Raw genomic sequence first — 24,965 nt, 5'->3', positions numbered from 1 at the left:
ATGAAGGCCTCGCATCACATCTTGCCGTATTTTACCCCGTTTTCAGCCCGACGCGACCCCGACTAAAGCGCAGCAAAAAAGCGTCTCACTCGATACGAGCGAGACGCTTTCATAGGTATTGGTTTTCTCGAGAGAGTCGACGTCTGGAAGACTAAGAAATGATCTCGTGAATCGGATCGGTATGTTCCACGCCGACCAGCTTTTGATCCAGTCCACTGTAGAAGTAGCTGAGGTGATTCGGGTCGAGTCCCAACTGATTCAGGATGGTGGCATGAATTCGCTTGACGTGCAGCGGATTTTCGACCGCCGAGGCCCCGAGTTCGTCGGTGGCTCCGTACGAAACACCACCCTTGATACCGCCACCTGCCATCCACATGGTGAACCCGTACGAGTTGTGATCGCGACCGGTACCCTTTTCATATTCGGCTGTCGGCTGACGACCAAACTCACCACCCCAGACGATCAGCGTATCGTCCAGCATGCCCTTACGCTTGAGGTCTTTGATCAGACCGGCAATCGGCTTGTCAGTGCGACCGGCGTGGTAGTTGTGGTTCTTTTCCAGATCGCCGTGAGCATCCCAGTTATTGTCGTTGTGGTGACCGCCGGAATAGAGCTGAACGAAGCGAACACCTCGCTCCACCAATCGGCGAGCCAACAAGCAGCGACGACCGAACTCTTCGGTCTGCGGATTGTCGATACCGTACAGCTTCTTCGTGTCTTCCGTTTCGTTTTCGAGATCGACCGCCTCAGGAGCATGTTCCTGCATGCGATAGGCGAGCTCGTAACTATGAATCCGCGCCGACAGTTCGGTGTTGTCGACTCGCGAAGCGTAGTGCTGCTGATTGGCCTCTTTCATCGCGTCGAGGATACGACGCTGGGCTTCTCGGGTCATTCCCTCGGGCGTGGCCAGATCGATAATCGGTGCCCCCTTGCTGCGGAAGATCGTGCCCTGGTAGTTGGCTGGCATGAAGCCGCACGTCCAGTTTTTGGCACCACTGATCGGACCGCCCGTCGGGTCCAGCATCACGACGTAGCCTGGCAAGTTCTGATTGACCGTACCCAGCCCGTAAGTGACCCACGAACCTAACGTTGGGAAGCCGCTGAGAATACGGCCGGAGTTCATCATCAACATGGCCGATCCGTGAATTGGCGAGTCGGCCTGACACGACTTCAAGAAGGCGATGTCATCGACGCAGGTCGCCAGGTTAGGAAACAGGTCCGAGACCCATTGTCCTGACTGGCCATACTGCTTGAAGTTCCACTTCGGACCAACGACACGGCCTTCGTTCTTTTCGCCACCACGTCCCTTGGTCTTCACCGGAACGGTCTTGCCATCCAGGCCGTACAGCTTGGGCTTGTAGTCGAACGTATCGATATGGCTCGGACCGCCATACATGAACAGGAAGATGACGTTCTTGGCTTTGCCTTCGAACATCGGCTGCTTGGCGGCCAAGGGATTGTCAAAGGACGACACGCCATCGGCGGCTACGGCCTGGTTTGCCAGAAATCCATCCTTGGCCAACATGTACGTAAGCGCCAAGCCTGGGAACTTCGCCCCGGCATTCCACAAGAACTCGCGCCGCGTGTTGCCACAATAACTTGGTTTTGGCATATCCGAGTTCGACATGATTCACCTTCCTTCAAAATATATTTCATTCACTGAACGTTCACCGCTTCTCAAAGGAGAGCACGCTAGTCCAGGAAGAAGAATTCGTTCAAGTTAATCAGCATCAGGCAATACAAATCGAAAGCACGCTGGTCATCGAGACCGTGGTCTTTCTTCAAATCGTTGATCAGCGAGATGCCAACCTTGACATCTTGATCGTTTGCCTCACGAGCCATGGCGAATTGGACCGCCTCGCGAATCTGGTCTTCCGGTGTGGTCGCTCCTGTTTCGCGAACACGCTTGGCCAGTTCGGTGGATTGTGCGTTAGCAAAGTCGCCGTTGATCATCCCCAAAGCCTGGGCAGGCTGCGTGGTGACGAAACGTTCCTCACAAGGAGCGTCTGTCTCAGGAAAGTCAAAGTTCGACAGAATCGGCGTCAGCAGCGATCGTTTGACGTGAATGTAAACGGCACGGCGAGCTTGTTCTTCGTAGGAAGAATTGCCCCAGCCATCGCCTGGCTTCGACTGTCCTGCCATCACTTCCGCCGAGATTTTCGGATAGAAGCCGTGGCCATACATCTTGTCGTTCAACCGACCATTGACCAGCAAGATCGAGTCCCGCACTTCTTCCGCCGTCAGACGACGCGAATTGAACCGCCAGAAAAGATCGTTGGCTGGGTCTTGGGCCAGTCCCTTTTCGGCCCCTGCCGAAGACATTTGATAGGCCGACGAGAGCATCATCAACTTCTGCATGTGCTTGATATCCCAACCACTGCGGACGAATTCCTTCGTCAGCCAGTCCAACAGTTCCGGATGCGTCGGTGGAGTTCCAAGCTGCCCAAAGTTGCTGGACGATCGCACAAGACCACGACCGAACTGGAATTGCCAGATTCGATTGACCATGACGCGTGCGGTCATCAGGTTGTCTTCCGAGGCGATCCATTTCGCCAGGACGAGTCGACGCCCCGAGGTCTGCTGCTCGGCTGCCGGCGCCGGAATCTCTGGTTTTGGATCGTTGAAGTACTTCGGGAATCCTGGCGAGACGACATCGCCGGGGACGTGCGGATTCCCTCGCAGCATGATCGTCGTTTCTGCCGGATTCTTATTGGCCTTATTCACGGCCAAGGCGAACTCGCGAGCTGGAAGGTACTTTTCCTTATCTTTAACAGCATCCAGTTGCCGCTTCAGTTCTGCGTATTCCGAAGCTTCATTCGGGACGAGTTCGGCGATGCGATCGTCCATGCGTTCGCGACGGCGATTCGGATCGCGCTGGCGCTTTACTTCCTTCTGTTCATTTTCAGGCAATTGCTCAATTGCGGCTGAAACAATCTCGTTCAGGCGATTCTCGACTGCTTCACGTTCACGTCGATGATTGTCATGAGCCGAGATCACCTCAGGCGACGAGATCTCACGCTGACTAAACGATACATCTCCGCGATTGCCGTAAGGCTTCATTCCGCGGAAGAAGGATAGGAACTCGTAGTAGTTTTCCTGGCTGATCGGATCGATCTTGTGATCGTGACAACGGGCACAGCCGATCGTGATTCCCAAAAACGTTTTGCTGGTTGTCGAAATGATGTCGTCGTATTGATCGAACTCGTGCAGCAGAGGATCGGCTGGTTCATCATCCCAAACGCCCAACTTGTAATAGCCGGTGGCAATGATCGACTCAGGGGTTGGATTCTCGATTTCGTCGCCAGCCAACTGCTCGATGACAAATTGATCATATGGCTTGTTGTCGTTGAACGAACGAATCACGTAGTCGCGATACTTCCACGCATTTGGCTTCACACCGTCACGTTCGTAGCTGTTCGTTTCCGCGAATCGGACCAGGTCGAGCCAATGACGTCCCCACTTCTCGCCGTAATGCTCGGAAGCCAGTAGCTTATCCACCAAATTCTTCCAGGCATCGGGCGAATCATCTTTCTCGAACGCTTCGATCTCTTCCTTAGTCGGCGGCAAGCCAGTCAGGTTGTAATAAGCGCGACGAATCAGCGTTCGCTTCGAGGCTGGAGCGTTCGGCTCCAAACCGCTTTCTTCGAGTCGAGCGAGGATGAATTGATCGATTGGGTTTTGCGTCCAATCCGCGTGTTCGGTTGCTGGCGGCTTCGGGTCGGAAACAGGCTCAAATGCCCAGTGCCCTTGAAATTGAGCACCTTCCTTAATCCATGTCTTAAGAATGGCCAGCTCCTCTGGCTTTACCCCCTCACCTTCGGGGGGCATTTTCTCGAACTCGTCATGCGAAGTAATACGTCGAATGAGTTCGCTTTCTTCCACATTGCCGGGAACAATCGCAATCATGCCCGAGTCAGCTTCCGCCACGGCGCTATCCCGTTCGTCCAGTCGGAGACTGCTCTCTTGTTCTGCAGGGCCGTGACACGCAAAACACTTCTTCGCCAGGATTGGCTTCACATCGCGATTGAATTTGACGGTTGGTTCCGGAGACTCTTGGGCCTGGACCATCCCGGTGCAGACCAGGAACACGAGGCAAATCATCGCAGTTGACCGGAACCGCACAACATCACTTAAGTAGAGCATATGTAGTAACTTACAGCGTAGTTGAGGTAGGACTGTGCTTTGCTGAAGCGGAAGGCTTTCGACAAGGCATCGCTAAGGTTAAGAGAAGCTTTACTCCATCATTCTCTCTATTCTTCACATTGACAGGAAGTGAATCAATGAGATTTACCGAAAACGTATTGAGAGCCTTTTCTAGGCTGCTATCAATAGCGCCCAGCGAGCTTACGAGCACGCTTCCAAACGTGCTGTAGCCGACGTTCTCTATCTGTTTCAGCCTACTTCATGGCGGAAAGAAATTCTTAGAAAATTTGTCCTAACAATTAACTCACGATTGCGTTTGAGAATCATTTCGGCCCATAATGGGAATTCCTTTCCGACAAGAAACCTCATCGCAGACTGAGCCCCTTTTCTATGCAACGTCGTCGCGTCATGCTCATTGTTGAGACCTCTCTCGTTTATGGACGTGAGGTCCTTCGTGGTATTAATCGTTATGTGGTGGCCAATGAGCCCTGGTCGATGTTCGTCGACCTTCGTGAACTCGCCTATCGACCACCTGCCTGGCTGGAAAACTGGGACGGCGATGGCATCATCACCCGAAGCACGACCCCTGCCCTGGCGGAACAGCTAAAGGCGTGGAACATTCCCACCGTCGACCTGACCGACATTTACGGGGACCAAGGTCTCCCTCACATCGGCACCGACCACGAAGCTGTCGGGCGAATGGGCGCCGCCCACTTGCTGGAACGCGGATTCCGTAATTTCGCCTTCTGTGGGTTCAGTGGACACAACTGGTCGACCCGCCGATACCAAGGCTTCAAGGACGCGATCGAGAAAACGGCAGGCCCTGTGGAACTGCTTGAAGGACCATGGGACAGTTCGTCGGCACTTACTTGGGAACAACAACAAGCCCAACTTTGCGACTGGCTGCGGGGTCTACCTCGCCCGATCGGCATCATGGCTTGTAACGACATGCGAGGTCAGCACGTCCTGGACGCTTGCCGTCGAATCAGCGCTGCCGTTCCGGAAGAAGTAGCCGTGATCGGGGTCGACAACGACGAACTCGTCTGCGAACTGTGTGACCCGCCACTTTCGAGCGTGATGCCCAATCCGCAGCGAATCGGCTTTGAGGCTGCTGCCCTGCTCGATCGGCTGATGAAAGGGGAAGAACCGACCCAGATGAGCAAGCTGGTCGAACCACTGGGAATTGTGACCCGCCAGTCGACCGACGTGTTGGCCATCGAGGACCCACTGGTCGCTTCGGCCGTGAAATACATTCGCCAGCATGCCTGCGACGGCATCTCGGTAGTCGACGTCCTCCAACACGTGCCGGTTTCTCGCAGTATTCTTGAGCGTCGTTTTCGGAAGTTTATCGGTCGCAGCCCTCAGGCTGAGATCCGCAACGTGCAGCTCAAACGTGTGAAGCAACTATTGCGAGAAACGGATCTCCCTCTAGAACGAATCGCCGGCCTATCGGGCTACGATCACCCAGAGTACATGAGCGTCGTCTTCAAGCGAGAACTCGGCCAAACGCCAGGTCAGTACCGTACGCAAAATGTGAAGGGTGCCTCACGCCGCTTCCGATAGTTGTACGCCTGCGTTCACCTTGGCTTAATCGAAAGAGGATCCTTATGAGGGATCCTCTTCGGCCGGCATCGTCTGAATCTGATACTTCTCCATCAGCGCCAACGTCGCGAGTTGATATTCCTCTTCAGTGAGCAGTCGGTCGTAGACGACCACTTCAGCGATGGCTCCACGGTAGAAGTCCTGGCTTCGCCATCGATGGGCTCCGATGACACGCGACGAATTGGCCGCAATGTTCCCGGCAGCGGCACTCTCGATGGTCAGCTCGCCGTTGGTAAAGAGCTGAAAAAGATCTTCCTCGACGCTGTAGCGACAGCCACCGACGAAAAACTGGCCGTGCGTTAGCTGCTCGGGGCTTTGCAGTTGGTTATTGCCTTTATATTTACCGCCATGGGCATACACGCGGCCTTCGAGCCTGGGACCATCGATTACATCCAGCACCAGGATGGAAGGTCCGTTGAAGTTAATGATCTGTCCGTTCTGGTCATTCTTTTCTCGTGGTTGCGTTGCGGTGACTACCAACACCGATACCTCGTTGCCAAGTTTGAGCGGCGTGGTCGCTAAGAATTGACTCTCGTTGAAACGTAATGCTGGCCGGCCGTTCGCGGTCTCCGGTTCGAACGCGGGTCGACGGCCTGGGCCGACTTGCCAGGCGTTGCTTTCCACGTTCGCGCTGCCCATATTCTGCCAACAAATCACGCGGTCTTTGTTGTCGACTTGAACACCTATCGTCGCATCGAACCAAAGCTTGGGCCGCGGCAAGAAGTCAATTTTGGCGAGCCCTTCCTTCGGCATGGCATCCAGTGCTAACCGATCCGGTACACGAATGAACAGGCTCGGGTTATTGGGAATCTCAACATATGTCTTGTTGACCCGCGTGCGAGCGGCCATGGCCGTCGTCAGGCGAAACGACTCCGTTCCTTTCGAGGGAAAGACCTCGACCTCGCCTTCAAACACATGCGTTTCGGTGGCGCCATTAGCCCATACGAGAACGCCGAACTCGGTACCATGATCGACGATCTTCCCACTGGGCGTATTGATCTCGAAACCGTTGGCCGATGGAGGACAGACTGCCGAAATCCGTCCTTCGGTTAGAAAGGCGCTGTTTTCGGAAAGGATCTTGAGTTCGGCCGGGCCTTCGATGGAAACCTTCGCCCCACGAGCAAACTTCATTAAAGCGAGCCCCTCGGCAATCTGTAGTGTTTCCCCAATATGAAAGTGGTTCTCCTGCATCACCCCCCAGCGTTCACTCTCGAAGACACAGTCGATCCGCTGAATGATCTCGACCGGGGCCGGCAAGTTGTTCTTGGCCAACTGCTCGGCGCCGCGATCCGACATCAAATATCCGTAGCCTAATAGTCCTGCCACGAAGATCACGCTGGCAGCGAGCAAGGCCCAACGACTCGCGACAATTCGCTGCGTATCGTAAGCAGGCTCTTGCTGACTAAGCGGCATCGGCGGATCATCTTCGGTCGGCTCGTGCGCAGCACTATTAAGCAGAAGCTTGGTTGCGAACGCTTCCCCGCGATACTGTTGCGCGAGCATCGAGTTAAGGCGCGTTGCATCGGCGAACTGTTCGAGCAGTTCGGGAAACTCCGTCAACAACGACTCCAGTTCCGTCGTCTCGTGGGCCTCGATATCGCCCGAACACCAGCGGCTAGTAAGTTCGTTGAAGCGGGCTTGCTTGGGATCGGGGATCATAGTGGATTGACTCCGGGTTCCATATTCCGCTGGATACAACGTGACAGACGACTACGAATCTTCTGAAGTCGCTCGTAAATGGTACTAAGCCCCTTGCCGTGCTCAGCCGCGATTTCGCTGATCGACTTCTTTTGACGGTAATGTTTATCCAAAGTCGCTTGCTCGCTTTTCGATAGTCGCTCAATACAGCATTGTAGAGCGTCGATCTGTCGTTCCCGCTGGCCGTCGTCGTCGGATGCGGCAATCGCCAGTTCGTCGAGCTTGATGGAGATGGCTTCACTGAAGATCGCTTGAGGACGATTCTTTCGCATGAACTCGAGGGCCTTGAAACGTGCGATCCCTCGCCCCCATGCAACGAAGCTGCCTCGCTCGGAGGAGTAATCCGACCTCTTTTCCCATAAGGTGATCGCCGTCTCCTGCAATACGTCCTCCGCATCTTTTAAACGCGGGACCATGGACTGAATGTATTGCAGCAGCGGACCTTGTGCCTCTAAGAATGCCATCACGAAATCGTCATCAATTCCACGCATACCGCCTGACTAGTAACCTCTGGATGGGGTTTGTCGAAACGCGCATATCTGCTGCCATATTATCAATTGCTGAAACCGAGGGCTGATTCCGGAAAAAAATGAAAACAGCGCATTTTTTTCCGGAATGCGCCTCGGACTACGTCAATTAGATAGCGAAGGCAACGGTGGTCGCGTGAATCAATCGTTGTCCAAGTCCTTGTCAGACAATCTTTTCATTACTCATCGAACCCTTTTGATTTTCAGCTGGAACTCATTGCTCCTTTTTAAATTCGCATGAGTCTGAAAATAAATCGTTCTGACAAGACACCGAGCAAGATGCTTGCTCCGTCGATTTTCATTCTCTTTATTTTCTAGTCTTCGATTATTGCAGGAACATTTGCATGTCCCACAGAACGTCCGCCAGAGTTGGTTTTACGTTGGTAGAACTGTTGGTGGTTATCGCCATTATCGGCGTCCTTATTGCATTGCTGTTGCCAGCAGTCCAACAAGCCCGCGAAGCCGCGCGGCGTATGCAGTGCACCAACAACCTGAAGCAGTTGGGTCTGGCCGTGCACAACTATCACGACACCTTCGGCACGCTTCCGGCAGGTTGGATTCGCCCTTCGGACCGGAGCAATTTCCAAAACAACAACTTCTGGGGTTGGAGTACGCTCATCTTGCCCTTCATCGAGCAGAACTCCTTGCACGATAAGATCGACTTCAAGTGGGAATGGGTGAAGACCTCGACGCTCGGCAATCCAAATGCAGGTCTCTCAACAAACGAAATCAATGCATATCTGTGCCCTTCGGATATCACCGGCGGAAAGAATGGTAAAGAGAACGACAACGGAACGTCCAACTACCTGGGCAACTACGGCAACAAGTCGCTCAACGGAAGCGAATACGGTACCAGTGCTGACCGGGGCATCTTCTCCCGCAACAGTAATGTGGGATTACGTGACATCACAGACGGAACCTCGAACACGATTCTGTTTGGCGAAAAAACAGGCAAGACGATCAACGGCAACAACTTCCGTGCGGGCTTGTGGGCCGGTGTTCGTGACAACGATAACGGTAGCGGGCGCAAGCCGTTTCTCTGCATTGGTCGCGGACCGGGGAGTGCCACCGACTACGCGAACGGGGTCAATGGAACCAACACGTGGACCTTGGCAGTTTCCTTACATCCAGGCGGTGCCAATGTGAGCATGTCGGACGGCTCGGTTCGCTTTCTGCCTGAGACAATCAATCTGAATGCTTATCGCTTCATGACGCAGCGGGATGATGGCAAGGTCATTCCCAACGATTAAATCCATGTCGCGTTAACCAGCAGAGTTTTCTGTAGAAGGATTCAGATCAATCATGCTTAAGCTAAGCACATCCCTCTCCATCGCCGCCATGTTGATCGCGGCGATGGGCTGCGGGAGCAGTCAAGACGGATTCAACTATCAGCCCGTGACCGGGAAGGTCACATTGGACGGCCAACCTCTGGCCGGAGCGACCGTCGCGTTTATCCCTCAAAGCACTTCGCTTGAATCGGGTCGACCTTCCACAGGAATGACCGACGACTCAGGCGTCTTCACTTTGAAGTCGATGGGTGGTCAGGATGGTGCCGTTGTGGGTGAACATGTCGTTTCGATTTCGACGAAGCTCGTCGACAACGATACCAAGGAACTCCTTGCCGAAGAAACCGTTCCTATGCGGTACAACAACCGTTCCGAGTTGACATTCACCGTTCCTTCGAGCGGAACCGATATGGCGGACTTTGAGCTGGAGTCCGGCAAGAATAAGCGCTGATATCATTCAGCGAGACGTACCTGTGAAACTTAATTGCGTAAGGCCGGGGATCACCGGGCATCGTTGCCGCAACCAAGCTGGCCTCGGCTTTGATTGTTGCGATAGCTGCTCGGTTAGACCCGGCTTTTTCGCTAATCCTGTTAAGCTTCCCAATTGTCTTGCACAATCTTGCGACGCTGCCGCCTAAGATTTACACGGCTGGTCAATTCTTGATCCGATCCATTTTTGCATCGGCCTGAGGTTCTTTTCATCTCATCCTCGATGCTGAAATCACCATATCGCGTTTTTGTGCTTTTTCGGCACGATCGCGCGCGATCTAGCCACAACTTTTCTGGGATCACCAAATTCACACGAGTAAGGACGTGCCGCTGCTACTGCACGCGGCACGTGACTTGCCTCCCGATACGAAGTCAGCCGATCACTTTTTGAGATTCATTCACAGAAGTGAAACGGCAACGCGTCTTTATTTCATGTTTCGTTGGGAGTCTTCGTATGCAGAGTCGAATTTTCGCTATCCCTCGTGTTCGTCGGGGATTTACCCTCGTTGAACTGTTAGTGGTGATAGCCATCATTGGCGTGCTGATCGCACTTCTTTTGCCAGCGGTGCAACAGGCTCGCGAAGCGGCACGTCGCATGAGCTGCACGAACAATCTCAAGCAGATAGGTTTGGCGATCCACAACTATCACGACACGTTCGGTAGCTTCCCGGCCGGTGGGATGGGCTATTACAACTCCGGCGGCAACGGCGACAACAACGCTACCGCCTGGTCGTTGCATTTGTTTCCATTCTTCGAACAGAACAACATTTATGATCGCCTCAATCCTGGCGTGACTCGTCTGGATGAAGCCGCCACGCCTGGTAGTGCGGTTAACGGTGCGTCAGGTAGAGAACTGATCGACATCATGCAGACACCTATCGAGGCGTTTGTCTGCCCTTCGGACGCCGGGGACGAGATCATCCAACCGATTCAAGACGGCGTGGGACTACTGACGCGTGGCAGTGGTCGTCCGGTCATGGACCCGAGCACTAATCAAGCCAAAGGAAACTACGCCGCGGTCGCTGGTTCGCAGCGATACATCTGGACGGCCTACTGGGCTCCGCCAATTGGTGGCGGCGGCAAGACGAATTTCAACGGAGCGTTTGGCCTGGATGCGGTCGTCACCTTCTCGGACATTGTCGATGGCACGAGTAACACGCTACTCGTTGGCGAACGAGTTACCTTTCTCCAAGAACCGGCCGGGTACGACGCACCGGACGACGATGACTCCATTGCCGGGGGAAAGTGCTCCTGCGTAGGCACCAATCCATATGGCTTTGCCAATGGGGGCGGCTACCTATGGGACTCGGCTAACGCACTCGGATCGGTCGCTTACCCGCTGAACTCTCCGCTGTACACCTTCTGGTGCCGGGCCGGCTTCAACAGTCATCACCCTGGCGGCGTACAGTTTGTCTATTGCGATGGCTCCGTTCACTTCATCCCGGAAACGATTGACCACTCGCCCAACGAAGGGCACGACAACACCGTGCTGGAAAACCTGGCCAATCGCGCCGACGGTTTCGTACCCCGGACTTCTTTCTAAGGATCGAGAAGGATCAGAGACATGATTCGATTTACCTTACTTCTTACGTTTGCCTTGTGCGTTGGCTGCTCGAATTCGATGCCCAGCAACGTGGCAGATGTCTCCGGCATGGTGACGGTCGACGGAAAACCGGCTCCCGGAGCGATGGTTAGTTTTTCGCCAACAGGAGAAGGCCGAACATCGTTTGGCCTCACCGACGACACCGGGCATTACCGCCTGGTGTATACCAATGAAGTCCCAGGAGCATTGATTGGTGACCACGATGTATCGATCAACAACACACCGCCTCCCGGGAAGCCGAAACCGAGTGTGCTGGTTCCTGCCAAGTTCACACAAACAGGCAAGCTATCTGCCAAAGTCGTCCCAGGCGAAGTCAATGAGATCAACTTTGCTCTGAAATCTAAATAGCGTGACGCAGAGAGGCCAGGCTTGTTGTTCGGATGAGCCTGGCCTTTTGCATGCGCGAACCTTTCCTTGGCCATGCTGTCTAATCCAGAGACGCTGAGAAGAATCGACCTGGCGTTTCGCTCTCCAGCGAAATACTGCGGGCTCGTTTCCCGCCAGCGTCCCTGACCAATCGACTGCCAGCTCTGATTACATCTTTTTGGGTAAGAAAGCTATCTGAGCAACTACTTCGTCGGTAGGTCTTTTCTATCTTTGAAGCGATGGTTTTGCCCGTCAGCTGCGTCGTTTGTTGTTTCTTTGGTCGAACGCTATGCTGATTCTCCCAAGCGATGGCTCTCATCCAGGTCAGCCATTGCGCAAGGACTCAATTGATTGAGATTGCTGCCGGATTGGATTACCATTTCTCTGTGTCCTTCCTCCCTGCCCTCCTCATGTGAGCGAAACCATGCCGAGAGTTTTCACCGCCCTGTGCTTTGCCCTTTTGGTTACGACATCCCTGTTTGCCGCTGACAAGCCCGGCAAGTGGGCCGAAACGCCTGATCCCAATTTGCCAAACGTGCTAATCTTGGGAGATTCCATTTCGATTGGTTACACACTGCAAGTGCGCGATCTGCTCAAAGGCAAGGCGAACGTCTTTCGCCCGCACACCGCCGACGGAAAGAAGCCGGAGAACTGCAGCGGGACGACCAAAGGGGTCGAGTCCATCGACCGCTGGATCGGTGATCGCAAGTGGGACGTGATCCACTTCAACTGGGGACTTCACGACTTGAAACACGTGACCGAGCCAGGTGGAAATTCAGTATCCAATAAGCCGAGCGATCCCGTCCAGGCAACTGTCGATCAGTATGCCGCAAACCTGGAAAAGATTGTCGAGCGACTGAACAAAACCGGCGCGAAGTTGATTTTTGCCACGACCACCCCGGTTGTTCCCGGCACGACCGGACCGCTGCGTGAACCCAACTCGCCACCGAAGTACAACGCGGCAGCCATCAAGATCATGAAAGAGAATAGCGTAACCGTGAACGATCTTTTCGCCTTTTGCGATCCACAAGTCGAGAAACTTCAGCGTCCCAAAAACGTGCACTTTACCGACGCTGGTTCTCAGGCCCTCGCCGAGCAAGTCGCCCAGGCGATTCAGTCCGCACTCAAGTCGGATAGTGGCAATTAGCCGGCCCTGTTACTCCCGGACGAATTGCAGTCCGGGGTCGGACGAGTTGTTTCCCAGTAGTTTATAGACAAAGTGGTCGCGGTCCTGCATTTGGACCGTGCCCACCATCTGCGATCCATCTTCGGTCGCCATGATTAACAGCGCGTTGTCGACCGCGTAACGACCGTGGAACTTCTGGTCGTTTTCGATCAAATCGTAGTCCCATGTGAAGTTACCATCTTTCAACTCCAACTCGATCTTTCCCGTTGGCCGAGCAGCCTTCCAATCTCCTTGTAGAAGCTGCCGATCGACCGCAGGCATGTTTCCGTACTGGGTCGCAAAGTCTTTTTGCTGATCTTCATCGAGAAGAGCAATTAAGTCCGCGCTGAGCTTATCTTGTGGAGAAAGCAGCAGAACCGCTTGCAGTTGCCGCCGGGCGCTGTCTGGATACCCCATCGTGATGTAGTGATAGGCCAGCAGAAAACGAGCATCTGCTTGCCGTGGATTCGCTTTGAGGTATTGCTCCAACTGACGAAGCTCGGCCGTGTATTGATCTTGATCGCGGTAGAGACTGCTTAACGTTGTCCAGTCCCATCCTGGTGCGACCGCCAAGACGGCATGCATCACTTCGGCTGCTTCGCTGAACTTACCGGCCGAGAACAGGACCAGCGCACGGAACTCATGCAACGTGGCGTCATCTGGCATCAGTGCAATCGCCAGGTTGATATTCTGGTACGCCTTATTCAAATCACCGAAATAGAAGGCCGTTCGCGCGACCTCGAAGTACTCCAGCGCGCGATCATGAAGTTCCTGGGCCTTCGCCTGATCGTTGAGGTACGCCAGCTCGTAAGGCGATCGCATCACCGTAATCGGTCGCGAATAATCAATTCGCGTGCCACCGATCACAACGGGGCGGCTAACGTACGGATTGACGTAAACCTGGTAACCGGTTCGATAAACCATATTACCTAAGCCCCAGGCGACTAGTCCGCCGAGCCACGCGTTATCGCCGCGATCGACATAATCCCATGAATCATGGCCATGGTAGTACGTGTGGCGATCCCAGTGCCCATGATGCCAGGAACCATAGTCAGGCGTGTGCCACCATGGTCGACCATTCCAATTTTGGCTGTTAATCGTCGGACGATTTTGCCAACGGTTGTCTTGGTACCAACTGTTGGTATTGCTGTGATTATGAACAACGTTCGTACTGTTGTCCTGCACCCAGTTCTTGGTGATGTTCGTCGTGTTGTTCGTTACGTTGTTGGTCGTATTATTTTGAATCACCGTCGTATTGTTGGTGTACGAAGGGGGACGTAATCCACCATAACTTGGCTTAGTCGGACGCGTGTACGGCTGACTTGTCCCCTTCCCTCCTGTGCTGGAACTTGCCGGTGGCGTATAGGCGGGTGGGCGTGATGTTGTGGTTGGTACTGGCTTCTTTGTTGACGTAGTCGGCTTGGGATAGAAAACGACCGGAGGACGCGGCGTTTGCGTTGGAGCTGTGGCCGAACCCGACGACGGTTTTTTCGTTGGCCACATCGACGGGCGGGTACTCGGGGTAGTTGGCTGCGTCGGTCGTGGCGTGGATGACACCGTCGGCTTTTTGCTGGCCGTGCTGCTTCCCCACGAAGACGAACTGGGGAAAGTCACTTTCCCTTTCGGTGACGATGAGGAAGGAATCTTGTATGAAGACGACAGTGAAGTGGGCCGGGTACGAGAATACTTCGATGTACTAGAGGGAGCTGGTGAAGAACTGACAATCGGAGCTCTCGGCTTACCCGTCATCGTGGGCGGCGTGCTAGGAGTCGAAGGAAGAACCGATGGCTTCGACTTACTGTATTTCGAGGGAGCAGCCGCGGAAGGGCTTCCCTTTCCCGAGTACCCTTTCCCGCGATCATACTTCGATGCATCCTTGGGGCCCTTAGCCAGCGTCAGACAACTGAACGACAGGAGGAGCAACAACGTCGTGATCGAGCTTCGCAGAAACATGATTTACTCCTTGTTCGATTCCGCCGGAGCCGACTCGGCAGGCGATTCATCCAGCGGCGGCACCTCGCCAGGGGCTGGCGGTTGACGCACGATCGTCATTTCAAAATCACCCAGACCTTCGTCGCCCGCACGGCGATTGGTCGCCGCCATGTGGTAGGCATCATCGCGAAGCGGTGTCATCCGATAGATCGCAGAAATTGCCTGGCCATCGGCACGATAGCCTCGCGCGGTTGCGGTCCAGAAGCCGTCGCCGGGAATCCAGGTTGCTTCGATGTGCCCGCCTGAGGAATCAAACAGCCACGAGCGGATTTGTCGATTGAGCGGGTCCCAGCCGATTCGTTCGGTCCCGCTTGACGCGAGCAATCCTTCGATCGAGATCTTGAAATCGCGAATCAGATAGGAACCACTTTCGTCCCAGTAGCACTCGATCTCCATCCGCGAGTCATCCGACTCCTCAATCCACTGGCCAATCAACCAGTTAAGCTGCTCGAGGTGCTGCCCCGGCTCAGGCTCTAACTTTTCATCACGCACACTGGCCAAGACCCATGCATCGTCGATCTTGGAATAGACGGCAACGTATCGTGACAGCGAAGGTGTTTCCCCTTCGGCCAATACCGATGCCGTCCGCCCTTCTTCGACGGCAACCGACGGTCCGACCATGCGAACCGATTCGACATTGATCGTCAGCGATGCATCTGGATGGGCGTTGAAGAATGCCTCATATTCCTGGCGGATGACATCTTGCCCCTGGAACACCGTTCCGGATGTATCAACGAGTTCGGCATCCGGGGCAAACAGATTGGCAATCGCTTTGGCATCGTGGGCGTTGTAAGCGACGGCGTAGTCTTCGACGGCCTTCTTGATGGCGTCGAAAGGCTGGTTCGCGTCGCCGCTTTTCGGCTTACCTTCTTGGGCGTTGACGATCGCCACCGACAAGAAGAGCACCCAGATTCCCATCAAGGCAATCTTGGACTTCATCGTTGAATCCTCAGCTAATCGAAGAAAGGCTCAATCAGCTGTTCACCTTACCGAAGCCCGTGGTGTAAATCTTGTGAATTCACGAGGAGAAGAGTGTTTTTCATCAGAATTCACAAGGCCAACCATCACCCATCTCGATTGCGTTTACTTTTTCAGCTGACGCAAGACTACGTGCACGGGCGATCGATCACCATTTTGAAGCACCACGTTGAGGCCACGCTTGCCTTCGATCTCACCAATGAAAGTACGCTTACCTCCTTGAACGACAAAAACGGTGATGTAGTAGCGGCGTTCCTTCTGAACTTCATAGTCGGCACCAACCGCGAACGGAATATCGGTCGCCTTGCCGGATTCGTGCTTAATATCCGCAATAACCTTCTCATCGATCAGCGTGGCCGAAACATCGGCCAGGAGAGGATCGAACTCGAACAGTTTGATCTCCAGCGTCTCCCCTGCATCAATGGTTGACGCTGCGGGAACCGTAATCGTCCCTTGCACGAGACCTTCGGCGATCGATTTCCCGTTCACTGTTTTGACGCCTTCGCGGCTCATCTTCACCATTCGATAGCCAAAGCCTGGCCCTGCCATGCGAGTGGATGCCACCAGGTACTTTAGATCGCCGTCATCTTTCAGTTTCGGTTCAAACATGACCAGATTCGGTCCGTCGGCCATGCCGATGATGACCAGGTCTTTGCTGAAGTCGATTTCAGGTACCGCTTCGCCTGGACGCCATGCGTTCCACAGCTTGGCAAACGTCTTGGCATCGGTAACGACGCCTGACTTGGGCGCGAGCTTCTGCAAAGAATCATCGGGGATTTTCCCCTTGGCTAATTCGGTCGGTCCGGCCGCGAAAAGAACGCCGGCAGACAAAGTAACAGCGACAACGGCAAGCAAGATACGTGACAGCATGAAAGGCTCCGAAATTCATCTCAATGGGTAGTATGCTAACTAGGACGAGCGTGCTGGCCGAATGGATTTGAGAAACTTCATTATCTCTAAGAGTTCCGATCGAAATCCACGATATTCCGGAGGAAAACGCCAACCAATAGCCGGGAACGCTGTCAATCAGGGGGTTTCGATATTCGGCATGACGGGATGATCTGAGATATGGTAAAAAAGTAGCTTCCCGATTCGTCAAGCTCTTTGGTTATATCCATGCACACTGAGTTTCAGCAGCAGTTCTTCGCTCAGATGGGCCCCCGGCATCAGTTTCAGTTTTTGTACGATGCGATCCCGGATGTATTCTTCTTCACCAAAGACCGGGAAAGCCGCATGGTCTGGGCAAACCGGCAATTGATCAAACGGCTTGGAGCGCGAAGCGAAGACGAGGTGATCGGGACCAACGATTCCAAATTCTTCCCGATGGAGATCGCCAAAAAGTATCGCGCCGACGACTGCTTTGTGATGGAGACCAGTCAGCCAATCAACAACCGAGTCGAGGTCTTCTACAACGAGACGAAGATTCTCGACTGGCATATCACGAGCAAGATTCCCCTTTTTAATGCCGACGGCAGCGAGGTGATCGGTGTCGCTGGCGTCATGCGTAGCTACAAAGCGGGTAAGCGCTGGGCGGCACCTGCTTCAGAAATTGAAGGAATCGTCGAGTACATGCGAACGCCCGAAGGCTCGCTGGCGACCGTCGAGGAACTCGCGCAGAGGGCGCACCTATCGTCTCGACAACTTAATCGCAAATTCCAGGCAGTGTTTGGGATGAGCGTTCGCGATTTCAAGATCCGCACGCGACTCAATTCGGCGGCTGACGACCTCACCAAGACGGAACTTTCCGTCTGCCAGATTGCGGTCGACCACGACTTCTCAGATCAAAGCACGTTCAGCCGGTTATTCCGGAAACACATGGGCATGACCCCCTTGGAATACCGGCGAAGCTACCGCAATCAAATGGTTGCTGGTCACGACAACCAAGAGTAACGCACGCGCTTATTTGAGCTTGATACCCCAGATTCCGTTGCGTTCTTTGTTGCGCTGGATGGGGCCGTTCATCTTCATGAGTTGCTTCCCTTCGTCGGTGATCCCTACGTCTTTGTAGGTCCCGCCGTGGGCTTCAGCAATCGCGGCGAATTTATCGCGGTCCTGCTTCTTGACCTGCATGCCCATGGTGTGGATGGTGATCCCCTTGAGGGAAGTGTTCGCGAGCTCGATGTCGGCCTTATCGGTGAACGCCCCGTCTCCGAGAATATAAACCAGGTCTGGCTTCAAATTGAGCGCCAAGGTGATCGCATCTCGGCCATCGGTTCGCCAGCACATCTGAATAGTACTGAGCCAATCTCGGACAAGCTTTTTGTTCTTGTCGTTGGCGTTGAGCATTTCCGTTGCTGGCGTTGGATAGAACAGCGGGTAGGCCGTATCGCTATAGAAGACGATGTAGAACTTCTGCTTGGCTGTTAGCGAATCGATTGCCTTGTCCAATTCGACCAGGGCCGTTTCCATGCGGCCGGAAGTCATACTCGCCGAGTTATCGACCACGAAACAGATACGCTGTCCTTTGGCTTTGGTGCCAAAGAACTTTGCCATCTTGCCGACTTCATCTCCCAGCCCATCCAGATCTGCCATCAGACCGTTGGGATCCATGGCCGCAAAGTCAGCCGGCTTGGATGGCATGAGCGCTTCAATCGAAACCGATTCGGCCATCATTGCCGCGTCTGGAGTCAGCGCGGTTAGCTCGAAGGACTCCGACAGCATATCGGGAGCCTCCATCTCGACTTCCATTTCTGGCTCGATCTCTGGCTCGAACTCGACGACCATCTCTTCCAGCTCTTCCAGTGGCTCATCACTTGCCGCCAGAAGATTGAGCGTTTCAGGCAGCGGCGGCGGATTGATCGTAGCGATCACCAATGCCGTAAGGCCAAAGAAGTGAAACAACAAGCTGATAAACCACGCTGGCATGCTCCACAGAGCGGCTAACTTCCACCAATTTCGTTTAGGTGGTGCTTCTACCCCGGCAGCATCGGAAGAATCGGCCATATCAGCTGGTTGGGGTTCAGACTGTCGGACTGGCCGACGTGTGCGGGCCTGAGGCGAGGCCGTTGTGTGTTCGGTCATATCAAAATCACTCCAGCGAGCCGAATGGCAGGCTGTGGGCAGTTGATTCAAAGCGAGAAGAGACTTGCGAGACTAGCTACCTCTATACGTATTAGTTTCGCGAAAGCTGACGCGAATTATTCCAGAAACGACAAAATCTTAGGGATATTGTTGTGAACGCTTCCGTTAAGGCACTTACGAGAAAAACACAGCTCTCAAGTCTGGTATTATTCCGAGCTGCCTTCATTCTCTAAACGCTCCACCTTCGTCCCCAAATAGCTGGAGCCGGTTGGTTTGCCGGCCGGCTCGCCGATGAGCGTCATAGTTCCGTCGCTCCATTTCCAAGTGAGCCCCTTCATCCGCTTGTCATCCGGCTGAATGATGACGAGCCGATCTCCTTGCCACTGATAGACGCCATTAAAGACAGAACCGCCTGACGTCAATAGAAAGCGATCTTCTTCGAGGTGGGTCACCGTGACCGTTCGCACGAAACCATGGGGCAAAGTCGCTTGCCAGGCCCCACTAAGCTGCGATGGAAAAACATGGCGATCACCGTAGCGACCTGCTAGATAGACCGCAATCAGCAGCATCAAGATGAGCAGCGAACGAAGACTGAATCGAAACCAAGAGGTCTTTCGAGGTGGCTGGTTTTCAAATTCGTCCATCGATCAACTCTCCAGGGAATACCACTCTCCTTGTTGTATCACTCGCGTCTCCCCATTACACGCAATCCCATAAAAAATCCCCCTCAGCGCTGCCGCTGAGAGGGAAAGATTTTCAGCATTTGATTGGGGGTCTTTGTTAAACGCGGAACGTCCCCATCAACGCTTGCAGTTCATCAGCAATTCGATGCACGTCCTCGCCGGTTGCTTTGGCACTGCTGGCCCCTGTGGCCGTCTCGCGAGCTGATTGATCGACAACCACCATACTCGCTCGGATCTCTTCGCTGGCCTGAGCCGACTCCGTCACACCATCGCTAATTTGCGTAACGGCTGTAGAAGTCTGGTTGATGTGTTCGGCAATCGACTGCGTTGTGCAGTTTTGTTCCTGAATCGCGGCAGCAATCATCGTTGAAAACTCGTTCACCTGGGCCACATGGCGACCGATGTCACCAATCGAGCGCGTGGTCTTATCGGTGGCATCCTGAATCGCGGTAATGCGTTGGCGGATGTCTTCCGTAGCGGCAGCTGCCTGACGTGCCAATTCTTTCACTTCATTGGCGACAATGCTGAATCCCTTGCCTGCTTCACCGGCACGGGCCGCTTCAATGGTGGCATTGAGGGCCAACAGATTGGTCTGCTCGGCAATATCCTCAATCGTTTCGATCACGCGACTGATTTCCGATGCGGCGGAACTCAACTCGACAATGTTCGAGTTGCTCTGTTCAAGCTCATTGGCAGCCTGACCGGCAACGCTCGAGGCCTTCTCGGTATTGCCCGAGATGTCTTGGATACATGTAGCCAGCTCTTCAATCGCATTTGCGACGGTCGAGATGTTCGTCTGCATGGTCTGCGTCGAACGCGAAGCTTCGCTCATGCGAAGGCTCATTTGATCGGCAGCCGCAACAACTCGCGACGATCCCTGGGTCGTGTTATCGGCTTGTCCCGAAAGATCTCCAGCCGTATTGGATAGTCGCGAGGAGGACTCGACCAGCGTGGTCGCACTTCCTCCGACACGAATCACGATCTGCTGAACTTGCTCGACAAAGGTATTGAACCACTGCGAGAGCTCGCCAACTTCATCATTACCCTCCACCGGCAAACGCTGCGTCAGGTCACCTTCCGCTTTGGCGATATCACCCAGCATCTTCGAAACTTTTCGCAGAGGACCAGTAACCCACATGATGACAAAAGGGCACGGAATCAGGGCAATGGCCGTTCCGATAATCATTGCCAATCGAGAGTTCGCCCCGACCTGTTTCGAGGTCTCGATGCGCTGCTCGAAAAGCTCTGTCGCCGCAGTGGCAACCTGATCGATGCCTTCTTCCAGGTCATGAATCGGCACCTTGTATGGCGTCATCATCTTGTTGGCTTCTTGCGGCGGAAGCGTGCCGTCTTCAATCGCCTTTTCGCTAACCAGCCATAGGCCTTCCATGTATTTTTCATGCAGCTTAGGCAACTCGTTGGCAATCTGCTTGATCTCTGGCGAGAAGCGTGGATCGTCGTTGATGGTCTGCTTCATGTTGGTCAGCAGCGACTGAATCTCTGCCTGCTTTGCTTCCAACCTGGGAACGTACTTATCGACTTGCTTTTCCCGGTTCCCGATGTTGAGAAAGAGATCCTTTTCGTAACGACGATGCTGCAGCATCACGTTCTTGATCTTCTGAGCATCACCGTAGATCTGCTTATCATCCGATATGTGGACGAGCTCGACTTCCAGGCTGCGAAGCCCCGAATACCCGAGGTAACATGCCAGCGACGTTAATAGGATCACGAGAGAGAAACCAGCAATCAGCTTGGTGCTGAGCCGAATCGAGTTGCGTCGTTTGGATGACTTCCCAGTCGACTTGTCCTTCGGTTTCATCAACAATGCCCCTTTCCAAATTTGTTCAAATCTTCACAGAAACCCGCGATATCGATCAAACGTAGGGCATCGTTTCGTCCCGTCTGCGAATCCTCCCAGTTTTTTATAGAAACGGTCTCATCGGATTTGTTATAGCCGGAAAACAACCATCCTCGTGATACTCGTACATTCGTACCGATCGTTGGTATAAGGCGTTGATGAACAACGATTTAAATCGCCAACACTCTTCACAGTAACAGTGGCCTTTCATGCCGCGTTTTCTGCGGGATGCCACAATCGATCGCCTTATCTGCAGTTACTCTATCCGCTCCTTTCTGGTGGATCGGCCGGTTCTTAGCGAGGGAGTTTTTGGCTTGAGGATTCCCCGGTAAGTCGATAGATTGAATCGACTATCTTTTATCCTTCTTATCGGAAAATTTTTCTTTCACTGGAGATTGCGTGATGACGCAGCCCTCTCAGGTTCGGCGTGCCGGCTTCACCCTTGTTGAGCTCTTGGTCGTGATCGCGATCATCGGCGTGCTGATTGCCTTACTACTGCCGGCCGTCCAGCAGGCGCGCGAGGCTGCTCGCCGAATGAGTTGCTCGAACAACTTGAAGAACCTCGCGTTAGGTATTCACAATTATCACGATATTTTCGGCAGCTTTCCGCCTGGATTCATCGATGCCGATTTCAATCCTCCCAGCTTTTCAACGACCGGTGGTCAGGATGGCGGGTATTCCTGGCAAACGCTGATCCTGCCGATGATCGAGCAGTCGGCTTTGCATTCCCAGTTCGACTTCACCGTTCATGTCTATGGATCGACCGGCGGTAGTCACGGGGGAAGTGTGCCCTCGAATCACAATGCGGTTTCGACCCCGCTGGACATCTTCAACTGTCCTTCGGACATCAAACCCAAGACAACGACCTCGCAGCCTGATTCGTCGACCGTGGGGTATCACGCGAACATTGCCACCAGTAGTTACGCTGGTTGCCGCGGCAGTTACGAGCGTAATGCCACTCCGGGATCGGAGCTTCAGCATCACCGCACAGTCTGCAATGGGGTCCTCTTTGAAAACTCGGAGATCTCCTTCCGAGATATCCAGGATGGTGCGTCCAATACGCTGATGCTGGGCGAGATTCGCTGGCGGAGCAACAATGTCGGTTCCAAGAACAATGTTCTGTACGGCTCGGTCGCATCAGGGGGACAAGCTCGTGCCGACTACATCAACGGCAATGCCTCGGTTGACCAGTCTGCCGGACCGTTCCGTCACATTCGAGCCACTCGTACGGCAATCAATGCTCGTACGACCAATGCGGACAAGTATGGCCGCGCCTTCGCGAGCTACCACCCAGGTGGTGCCATGTTCGCGATGAGCGATGCGTCGGTTCGTTTCTTAAGCGAGGTGATCAACCACCCTGGCTACACGTGGGATGCGAACAATCCTTACGGCACCGGCGATCAAAGCAACTTTGGAACTTACCAGCGACTTGGGGCTCGCAATGACGGCTTGGTCGTCAGCAGCAACTAGTCATCATCCGGTAAGATCGCATCGCTATCCCAGAGAGATAACGGTTTATGAAAATCAATTTGACGGTATTGTTCTGTATTGCCTGCCTGGTGGTCATCACCAACCTGGTTGGCTGCAGTCGCAATGATTCGGGTCTTAACCTCGTTCCTGCCAAGGGAACGATCACCCTGGACGGCACCCCTTTGGCCGGAGCCGATGTAGAATTCACTCCTCAGAATGTCGAGGCCAATGCCGATGGCCTGGGAGGTTCCAGCGGGTTCGCCAATACGGACGATTCCGGGTATTTCGAGATGTACACGGCTTCGTACGCTGGCATTCAGCCTGGAGAGTACCGCGTTCGCATCAACAAGGTCTCGCAACCCAAAATCACCGACCCTGAGGCCCGCGTACCGGAGGGCAAAGAGATGGTCCCACCTCAGTACAACACGATGAGTGACCTGATCGTCGAGATTGGTAACGACGGCAACTCCGATCTCAAGTTCGAGTTGAAGTCTCCGTGATTCTCTTGCGCGGTCAATCCATCATGCGCAGATGAAGTTGCCTTGAAAAATGGGTTAACAGCTGTCCCGATCAAACCGCGACAAATTGCTGGGCATTCTCCCAACTTGTTGCTATTTCTAAAACTAGACGAGTCCGCCCGGGAAGCACCTGGCGAACTTCCGGCAGCGGGACGTGTCTTTTGAAATTGCCAAACAGGCAACGATCCATACATTGTTTCGCAGTTGCCATCGCACCGGGCAGCAACAGCTACGCTGATTCTTCTTCAGCAAAAAGGAGTTAGGTATGACCATCGACATGCGAGGGATTGCGCGACAAATCGTTCAAGAGTACGACTTGCCATTAGCGGGTTGCCACGGAATCGCTCACTGGGCACGCGTCTATGACAATGGCCAACGCCTGGCGGAAGCGAGCGGCGCCGACAAGGATGTGGTCGCGTTGTTTGCCTTGTTTCACGATTCAAAACGCAAAAACGAATCGTTTGATCCCAATCATGGAAAGCGGGGCGCGGAATTCGCCAAGCAGCTTCGCGGAGAACTCTTCGAGTTATCGAACGCCCAGTTTGCCCTTCTGGTCGAGGCGTGCTGCGGTCACACCAAGTGCCGGCATCACGAGAATATCACCATTGGAACCTGCTGGGATTCCGATCGTTTGGACTTAGGGCGCGTCGGCATGCGACCACACCCGTATTACCTCAATACCGACGAGGCGAAGCGTGAAGAGACCATCAACTGGGCTGACGGACGTGCCTCGATGGAAGTTGTTCCCGATTGGATTGCGGAACGCTGGGGTATCGAAACCACGGCTTTCGCCTGGGAGTGATACTAGGCCGCTTTGTTAAGCGATCGATGATACGCGGCCAAGTCATGAAATTCCTGGACGAGACGAGTTTGCATGATGCATTCGGTGGCACATAAAATCTCGGCGACTTCCTTGCCATCCATCACGCGATGATCGTAGGAAATTGTGACGTCGCATTGGTCCGTATCGCTAATCGGCCCATAGGTCAACGTCGACGTAACCGGAGCACGCGGATCGAGAATGGAGACCCCATGCCTTGCCACGGTTGTCAGGGCAAACGTTCCGAGACGCTTAATACGTTTGCTCGATGAAAAGTGGAATCGTAGCCACCACATCAACCGGCGAACGAAGAATGGATAGTGGGCCAGGCGAACCTGGTTCTTGAAAACCTCTTCGACAGGCCCCGATTGATATCGCTCGAGCAGGCCTTGCTGTCGGTCAAGCGAGAAACTTTCTGCACTCGCAATCGGCGCGAAGAACAACCAACTTTCGCCATTGGCTTCACGCGATACGACCAAGTTGCCGATGGCCTCGGGGTGCTCGTAAAGATGCGGCCATGGCCACGAAATATACGTGCGTCGAAGACTGGGAAACTCGACTGAAGTCAACGCGTAAGCCCGGAGAAAGGCAATCGCCCAGGAAACACGCCGTGGACACGCTTCCCGTGCCAAGCGCAACTCTCGCAGATTGAAGGTCTTTGTCTGCGATACCGTAGGCATCGAGCGGTGCAACCACATCAAATCCGATACCAGAGCCCGGTGAACAGGCATACCGGTCGGCAACCA

At 54.0% G+C, this 24,965-nt stretch carries 22 protein-coding genes; 11 read left to right on the top strand and 11 right to left on the bottom strand.

What is annotated here, in order from left to right; genetic code table 11:
* Nucleotides 1-151: 151 nt before the first annotated feature.
* Together PSR63_RS22890 and PSR63_RS22885 are read right to left on the bottom strand one after the other, a co-directional pair.
* Nucleotides 152-1,627 carry a DUF1501 domain-containing protein gene (locus PSR63_RS22890; RefSeq protein WP_274327998.1) on the bottom strand — a complete coding sequence of 492 codons (1,476 nt, stop codon included), beginning with the start codon at nt 1,625-1,627 and terminating at the stop codon, nt 152-154.
* Between the two features lie 65 nt (nt 1,628-1,692).
* Complete coding sequence (locus PSR63_RS22885) at nt 1,693-4,101, bottom strand: PSD1 and planctomycete cytochrome C domain-containing protein (protein WP_274327997.1); 2,409 nt, start codon at nt 4,099-4,101, stop codon at nt 1,693-1,695.
* 432 nt (nt 4,102-4,533) lie between these two features.
* On the opposite strand from PSR63_RS22885, the gene PSR63_RS22880 reads away from it, so the two are divergent.
* On the top strand, nt 4,534-5,706 hold the full coding sequence (locus PSR63_RS22880; RefSeq protein WP_274327996.1) for a XylR family transcriptional regulator: 1,173 nt from the start codon (nt 4,534-4,536) through the stop codon (nt 5,704-5,706).
* A gap of 42 nt (nt 5,707-5,748) precedes the next feature.
* On the opposite strand, the gene PSR63_RS22875 is transcribed toward PSR63_RS22880, so the two are convergent.
* Both PSR63_RS22875 and PSR63_RS22870 read right to left on the bottom strand, forming a co-directional pair.
* The gene (locus PSR63_RS22875) at nt 5,749-7,404 is read right to left on the bottom strand and encodes a LamG-like jellyroll fold domain-containing protein (RefSeq protein WP_274327995.1); all 1,656 of its coding nucleotides are present in this window, start codon (nt 7,402-7,404) and stop codon (nt 5,749-5,751) included.
* Nucleotides 7,401-7,934, bottom strand: coding sequence for a sigma-70 family RNA polymerase sigma factor (locus PSR63_RS22870; RefSeq protein ID WP_274327994.1), 534 nt, complete (start codon nt 7,932-7,934; stop codon nt 7,401-7,403). Before PSR63_RS22870 ends, PSR63_RS22875 begins: the two co-directional genes overlap by 4 nt.
* 380 nt (nt 7,935-8,314) lie before the next feature.
* On the opposite strand from PSR63_RS22870, the gene PSR63_RS22865 reads away from it, so the two are divergent.
* The 5 genes from PSR63_RS22865 (at nt 8,315) to PSR63_RS22845 (ending at nt 12,861) form a co-directional block, all read left to right on the top strand.
* Complete coding sequence (locus PSR63_RS22865) at nt 8,315-9,220, top strand: DUF1559 domain-containing protein (RefSeq protein ID WP_274327993.1); 906 nt, start codon at nt 8,315-8,317, stop codon at nt 9,218-9,220.
* Between the two features lie 52 nt (nt 9,221-9,272).
* Nucleotides 9,273-9,707, top strand: a complete 435-nt coding sequence (locus tag PSR63_RS22860) for a carboxypeptidase regulatory-like domain-containing protein (protein WP_274327992.1) — start codon at nt 9,273-9,275, stop codon at nt 9,705-9,707.
* A gap of 492 nt (nt 9,708-10,199) precedes the next feature.
* Nucleotides 10,200-11,288 (top strand): DUF1559 domain-containing protein, encoded by a 1,089-nt coding sequence (locus PSR63_RS22855; protein WP_274327991.1) that lies wholly within the window; start codon nt 10,200-10,202, stop codon nt 11,286-11,288.
* 21 nt (nt 11,289-11,309) lie between these two features.
* On the top strand, nt 11,310-11,696 hold the full coding sequence (locus PSR63_RS22850) for a carboxypeptidase-like regulatory domain-containing protein (RefSeq protein WP_274327990.1): 387 nt from the start codon (nt 11,310-11,312) through the stop codon (nt 11,694-11,696).
* Between the two features lie 442 nt (nt 11,697-12,138).
* Nucleotides 12,139-12,861 (top strand): SGNH/GDSL hydrolase family protein, encoded by a 723-nt coding sequence (locus PSR63_RS22845; protein ID WP_274327989.1) that lies wholly within the window; start codon nt 12,139-12,141, stop codon nt 12,859-12,861.
* 9 nt (nt 12,862-12,870) lie between these two features.
* Here the strand turns inward: PSR63_RS22845 and PSR63_RS22840 are convergent, their stop codons facing one another.
* Nucleotides 12,871-14,127: a tetratricopeptide repeat protein gene (locus PSR63_RS22840; protein WP_274327988.1), complete on the bottom strand. Its 1,257-nt coding sequence runs from the start codon at nt 14,125-14,127 to the stop codon at nt 12,871-12,873.
* Nucleotides 14,128-14,344: 217 nt separating this feature from the next.
* Here PSR63_RS22840 and PSR63_RS22835 point away from each other — a divergent pair, with 217 nt between their 5' ends.
* A complete protein-coding gene (locus PSR63_RS22835; protein WP_274327987.1) occupies nt 14,345-14,917 on the top strand; it encodes a hypothetical protein in 573 nt (190 codons plus the stop codon).
* On the opposite strand, the gene PSR63_RS22830 is transcribed toward PSR63_RS22835, so the two are convergent.
* Together PSR63_RS22830 and PSR63_RS22825 are read right to left on the bottom strand one after the other, a co-directional pair.
* The gene (locus tag PSR63_RS22830) at nt 14,836-15,810 is read right to left on the bottom strand and encodes an SgcJ/EcaC family oxidoreductase (RefSeq protein ID WP_274327986.1); all 975 of its coding nucleotides are present in this window, start codon (nt 15,808-15,810) and stop codon (nt 14,836-14,838) included. The two genes, PSR63_RS22835 and PSR63_RS22830, sit on opposite strands and share 82 nt — an antisense overlap.
* Before the next feature lie 144 nt (nt 15,811-15,954).
* Nucleotides 15,955-16,719, bottom strand: a complete 765-nt coding sequence (locus tag PSR63_RS22825) for a hypothetical protein (protein WP_274327985.1) — start codon at nt 16,717-16,719, stop codon at nt 15,955-15,957.
* A gap of 246 nt (nt 16,720-16,965) precedes the next feature.
* Between PSR63_RS22825 and PSR63_RS22820 the strand changes: the two genes are divergently transcribed.
* The gene (locus PSR63_RS22820; RefSeq protein WP_274327984.1) at nt 16,966-17,739 is read left to right on the top strand and encodes a helix-turn-helix domain-containing protein; all 774 of its coding nucleotides are present in this window, start codon (nt 16,966-16,968) and stop codon (nt 17,737-17,739) included.
* Between the two features lie 9 nt (nt 17,740-17,748).
* Here PSR63_RS22820 and PSR63_RS22815 read toward each other — a convergent pair whose 3' ends face one another.
* The 3 genes from PSR63_RS22815 to PSR63_RS22805 all read right to left on the bottom strand — a co-directional run bounded on the left by PSR63_RS22815 (nt 17,749) and on the right by PSR63_RS22805 (nt 21,372).
* Nucleotides 17,749-18,870: a vWA domain-containing protein gene (locus PSR63_RS22815; protein ID WP_274327983.1), complete on the bottom strand. Its 1,122-nt coding sequence runs from the start codon at nt 18,868-18,870 to the stop codon at nt 17,749-17,751.
* Nucleotides 18,871-19,076: 206 nt separating this feature from the next.
* A complete protein-coding gene (locus PSR63_RS22810; RefSeq protein WP_274327982.1) occupies nt 19,077-19,514 on the bottom strand; it encodes a hypothetical protein in 438 nt (145 codons plus the stop codon).
* Nucleotides 19,515-19,650: 136 nt separating this feature from the next.
* Nucleotides 19,651-21,372, bottom strand: coding sequence for a HAMP domain-containing methyl-accepting chemotaxis protein (locus PSR63_RS22805; protein ID WP_274327981.1), 1,722 nt, complete (start codon nt 21,370-21,372; stop codon nt 19,651-19,653).
* 441 nt (nt 21,373-21,813) lie between these two features.
* On the opposite strand from PSR63_RS22805, the gene PSR63_RS22800 reads away from it, so the two are divergent.
* From PSR63_RS22800 to PSR63_RS22790, 3 genes are all read left to right on the top strand, one after another.
* The gene (locus tag PSR63_RS22800; protein WP_274327980.1) at nt 21,814-22,881 is read left to right on the top strand and encodes a DUF1559 domain-containing protein; all 1,068 of its coding nucleotides are present in this window, start codon (nt 21,814-21,816) and stop codon (nt 22,879-22,881) included.
* A gap of 47 nt (nt 22,882-22,928) precedes the next feature.
* On the top strand, nt 22,929-23,381 hold the full coding sequence (locus tag PSR63_RS22795; protein ID WP_274327979.1) for a carboxypeptidase-like regulatory domain-containing protein: 453 nt from the start codon (nt 22,929-22,931) through the stop codon (nt 23,379-23,381).
* 283 nt (nt 23,382-23,664) lie between these two features.
* Nucleotides 23,665-24,201: a hypothetical protein gene (locus PSR63_RS22790; RefSeq protein ID WP_274327978.1), complete on the top strand. Its 537-nt coding sequence runs from the start codon at nt 23,665-23,667 to the stop codon at nt 24,199-24,201.
* A gap of 2 nt (nt 24,202-24,203) precedes the next feature.
* Here PSR63_RS22790 and PSR63_RS22785 read toward each other — a convergent pair whose 3' ends face one another.
* Complete coding sequence (locus tag PSR63_RS22785; protein WP_274327977.1) at nt 24,204-24,899, bottom strand: hypothetical protein; 696 nt, start codon at nt 24,897-24,899, stop codon at nt 24,204-24,206.
* Between the last annotated feature and the right edge of the window lie 66 nt (nt 24,900-24,965).

The organism is Bremerella sp. P1 (assembly GCF_028748185.1).
GTDB lineage: Bacteria > Planctomycetota > Planctomycetia > Pirellulales > Pirellulaceae > Bremerella.
This window is presented reverse-complemented; position numbering and strand designations above follow the sequence as displayed.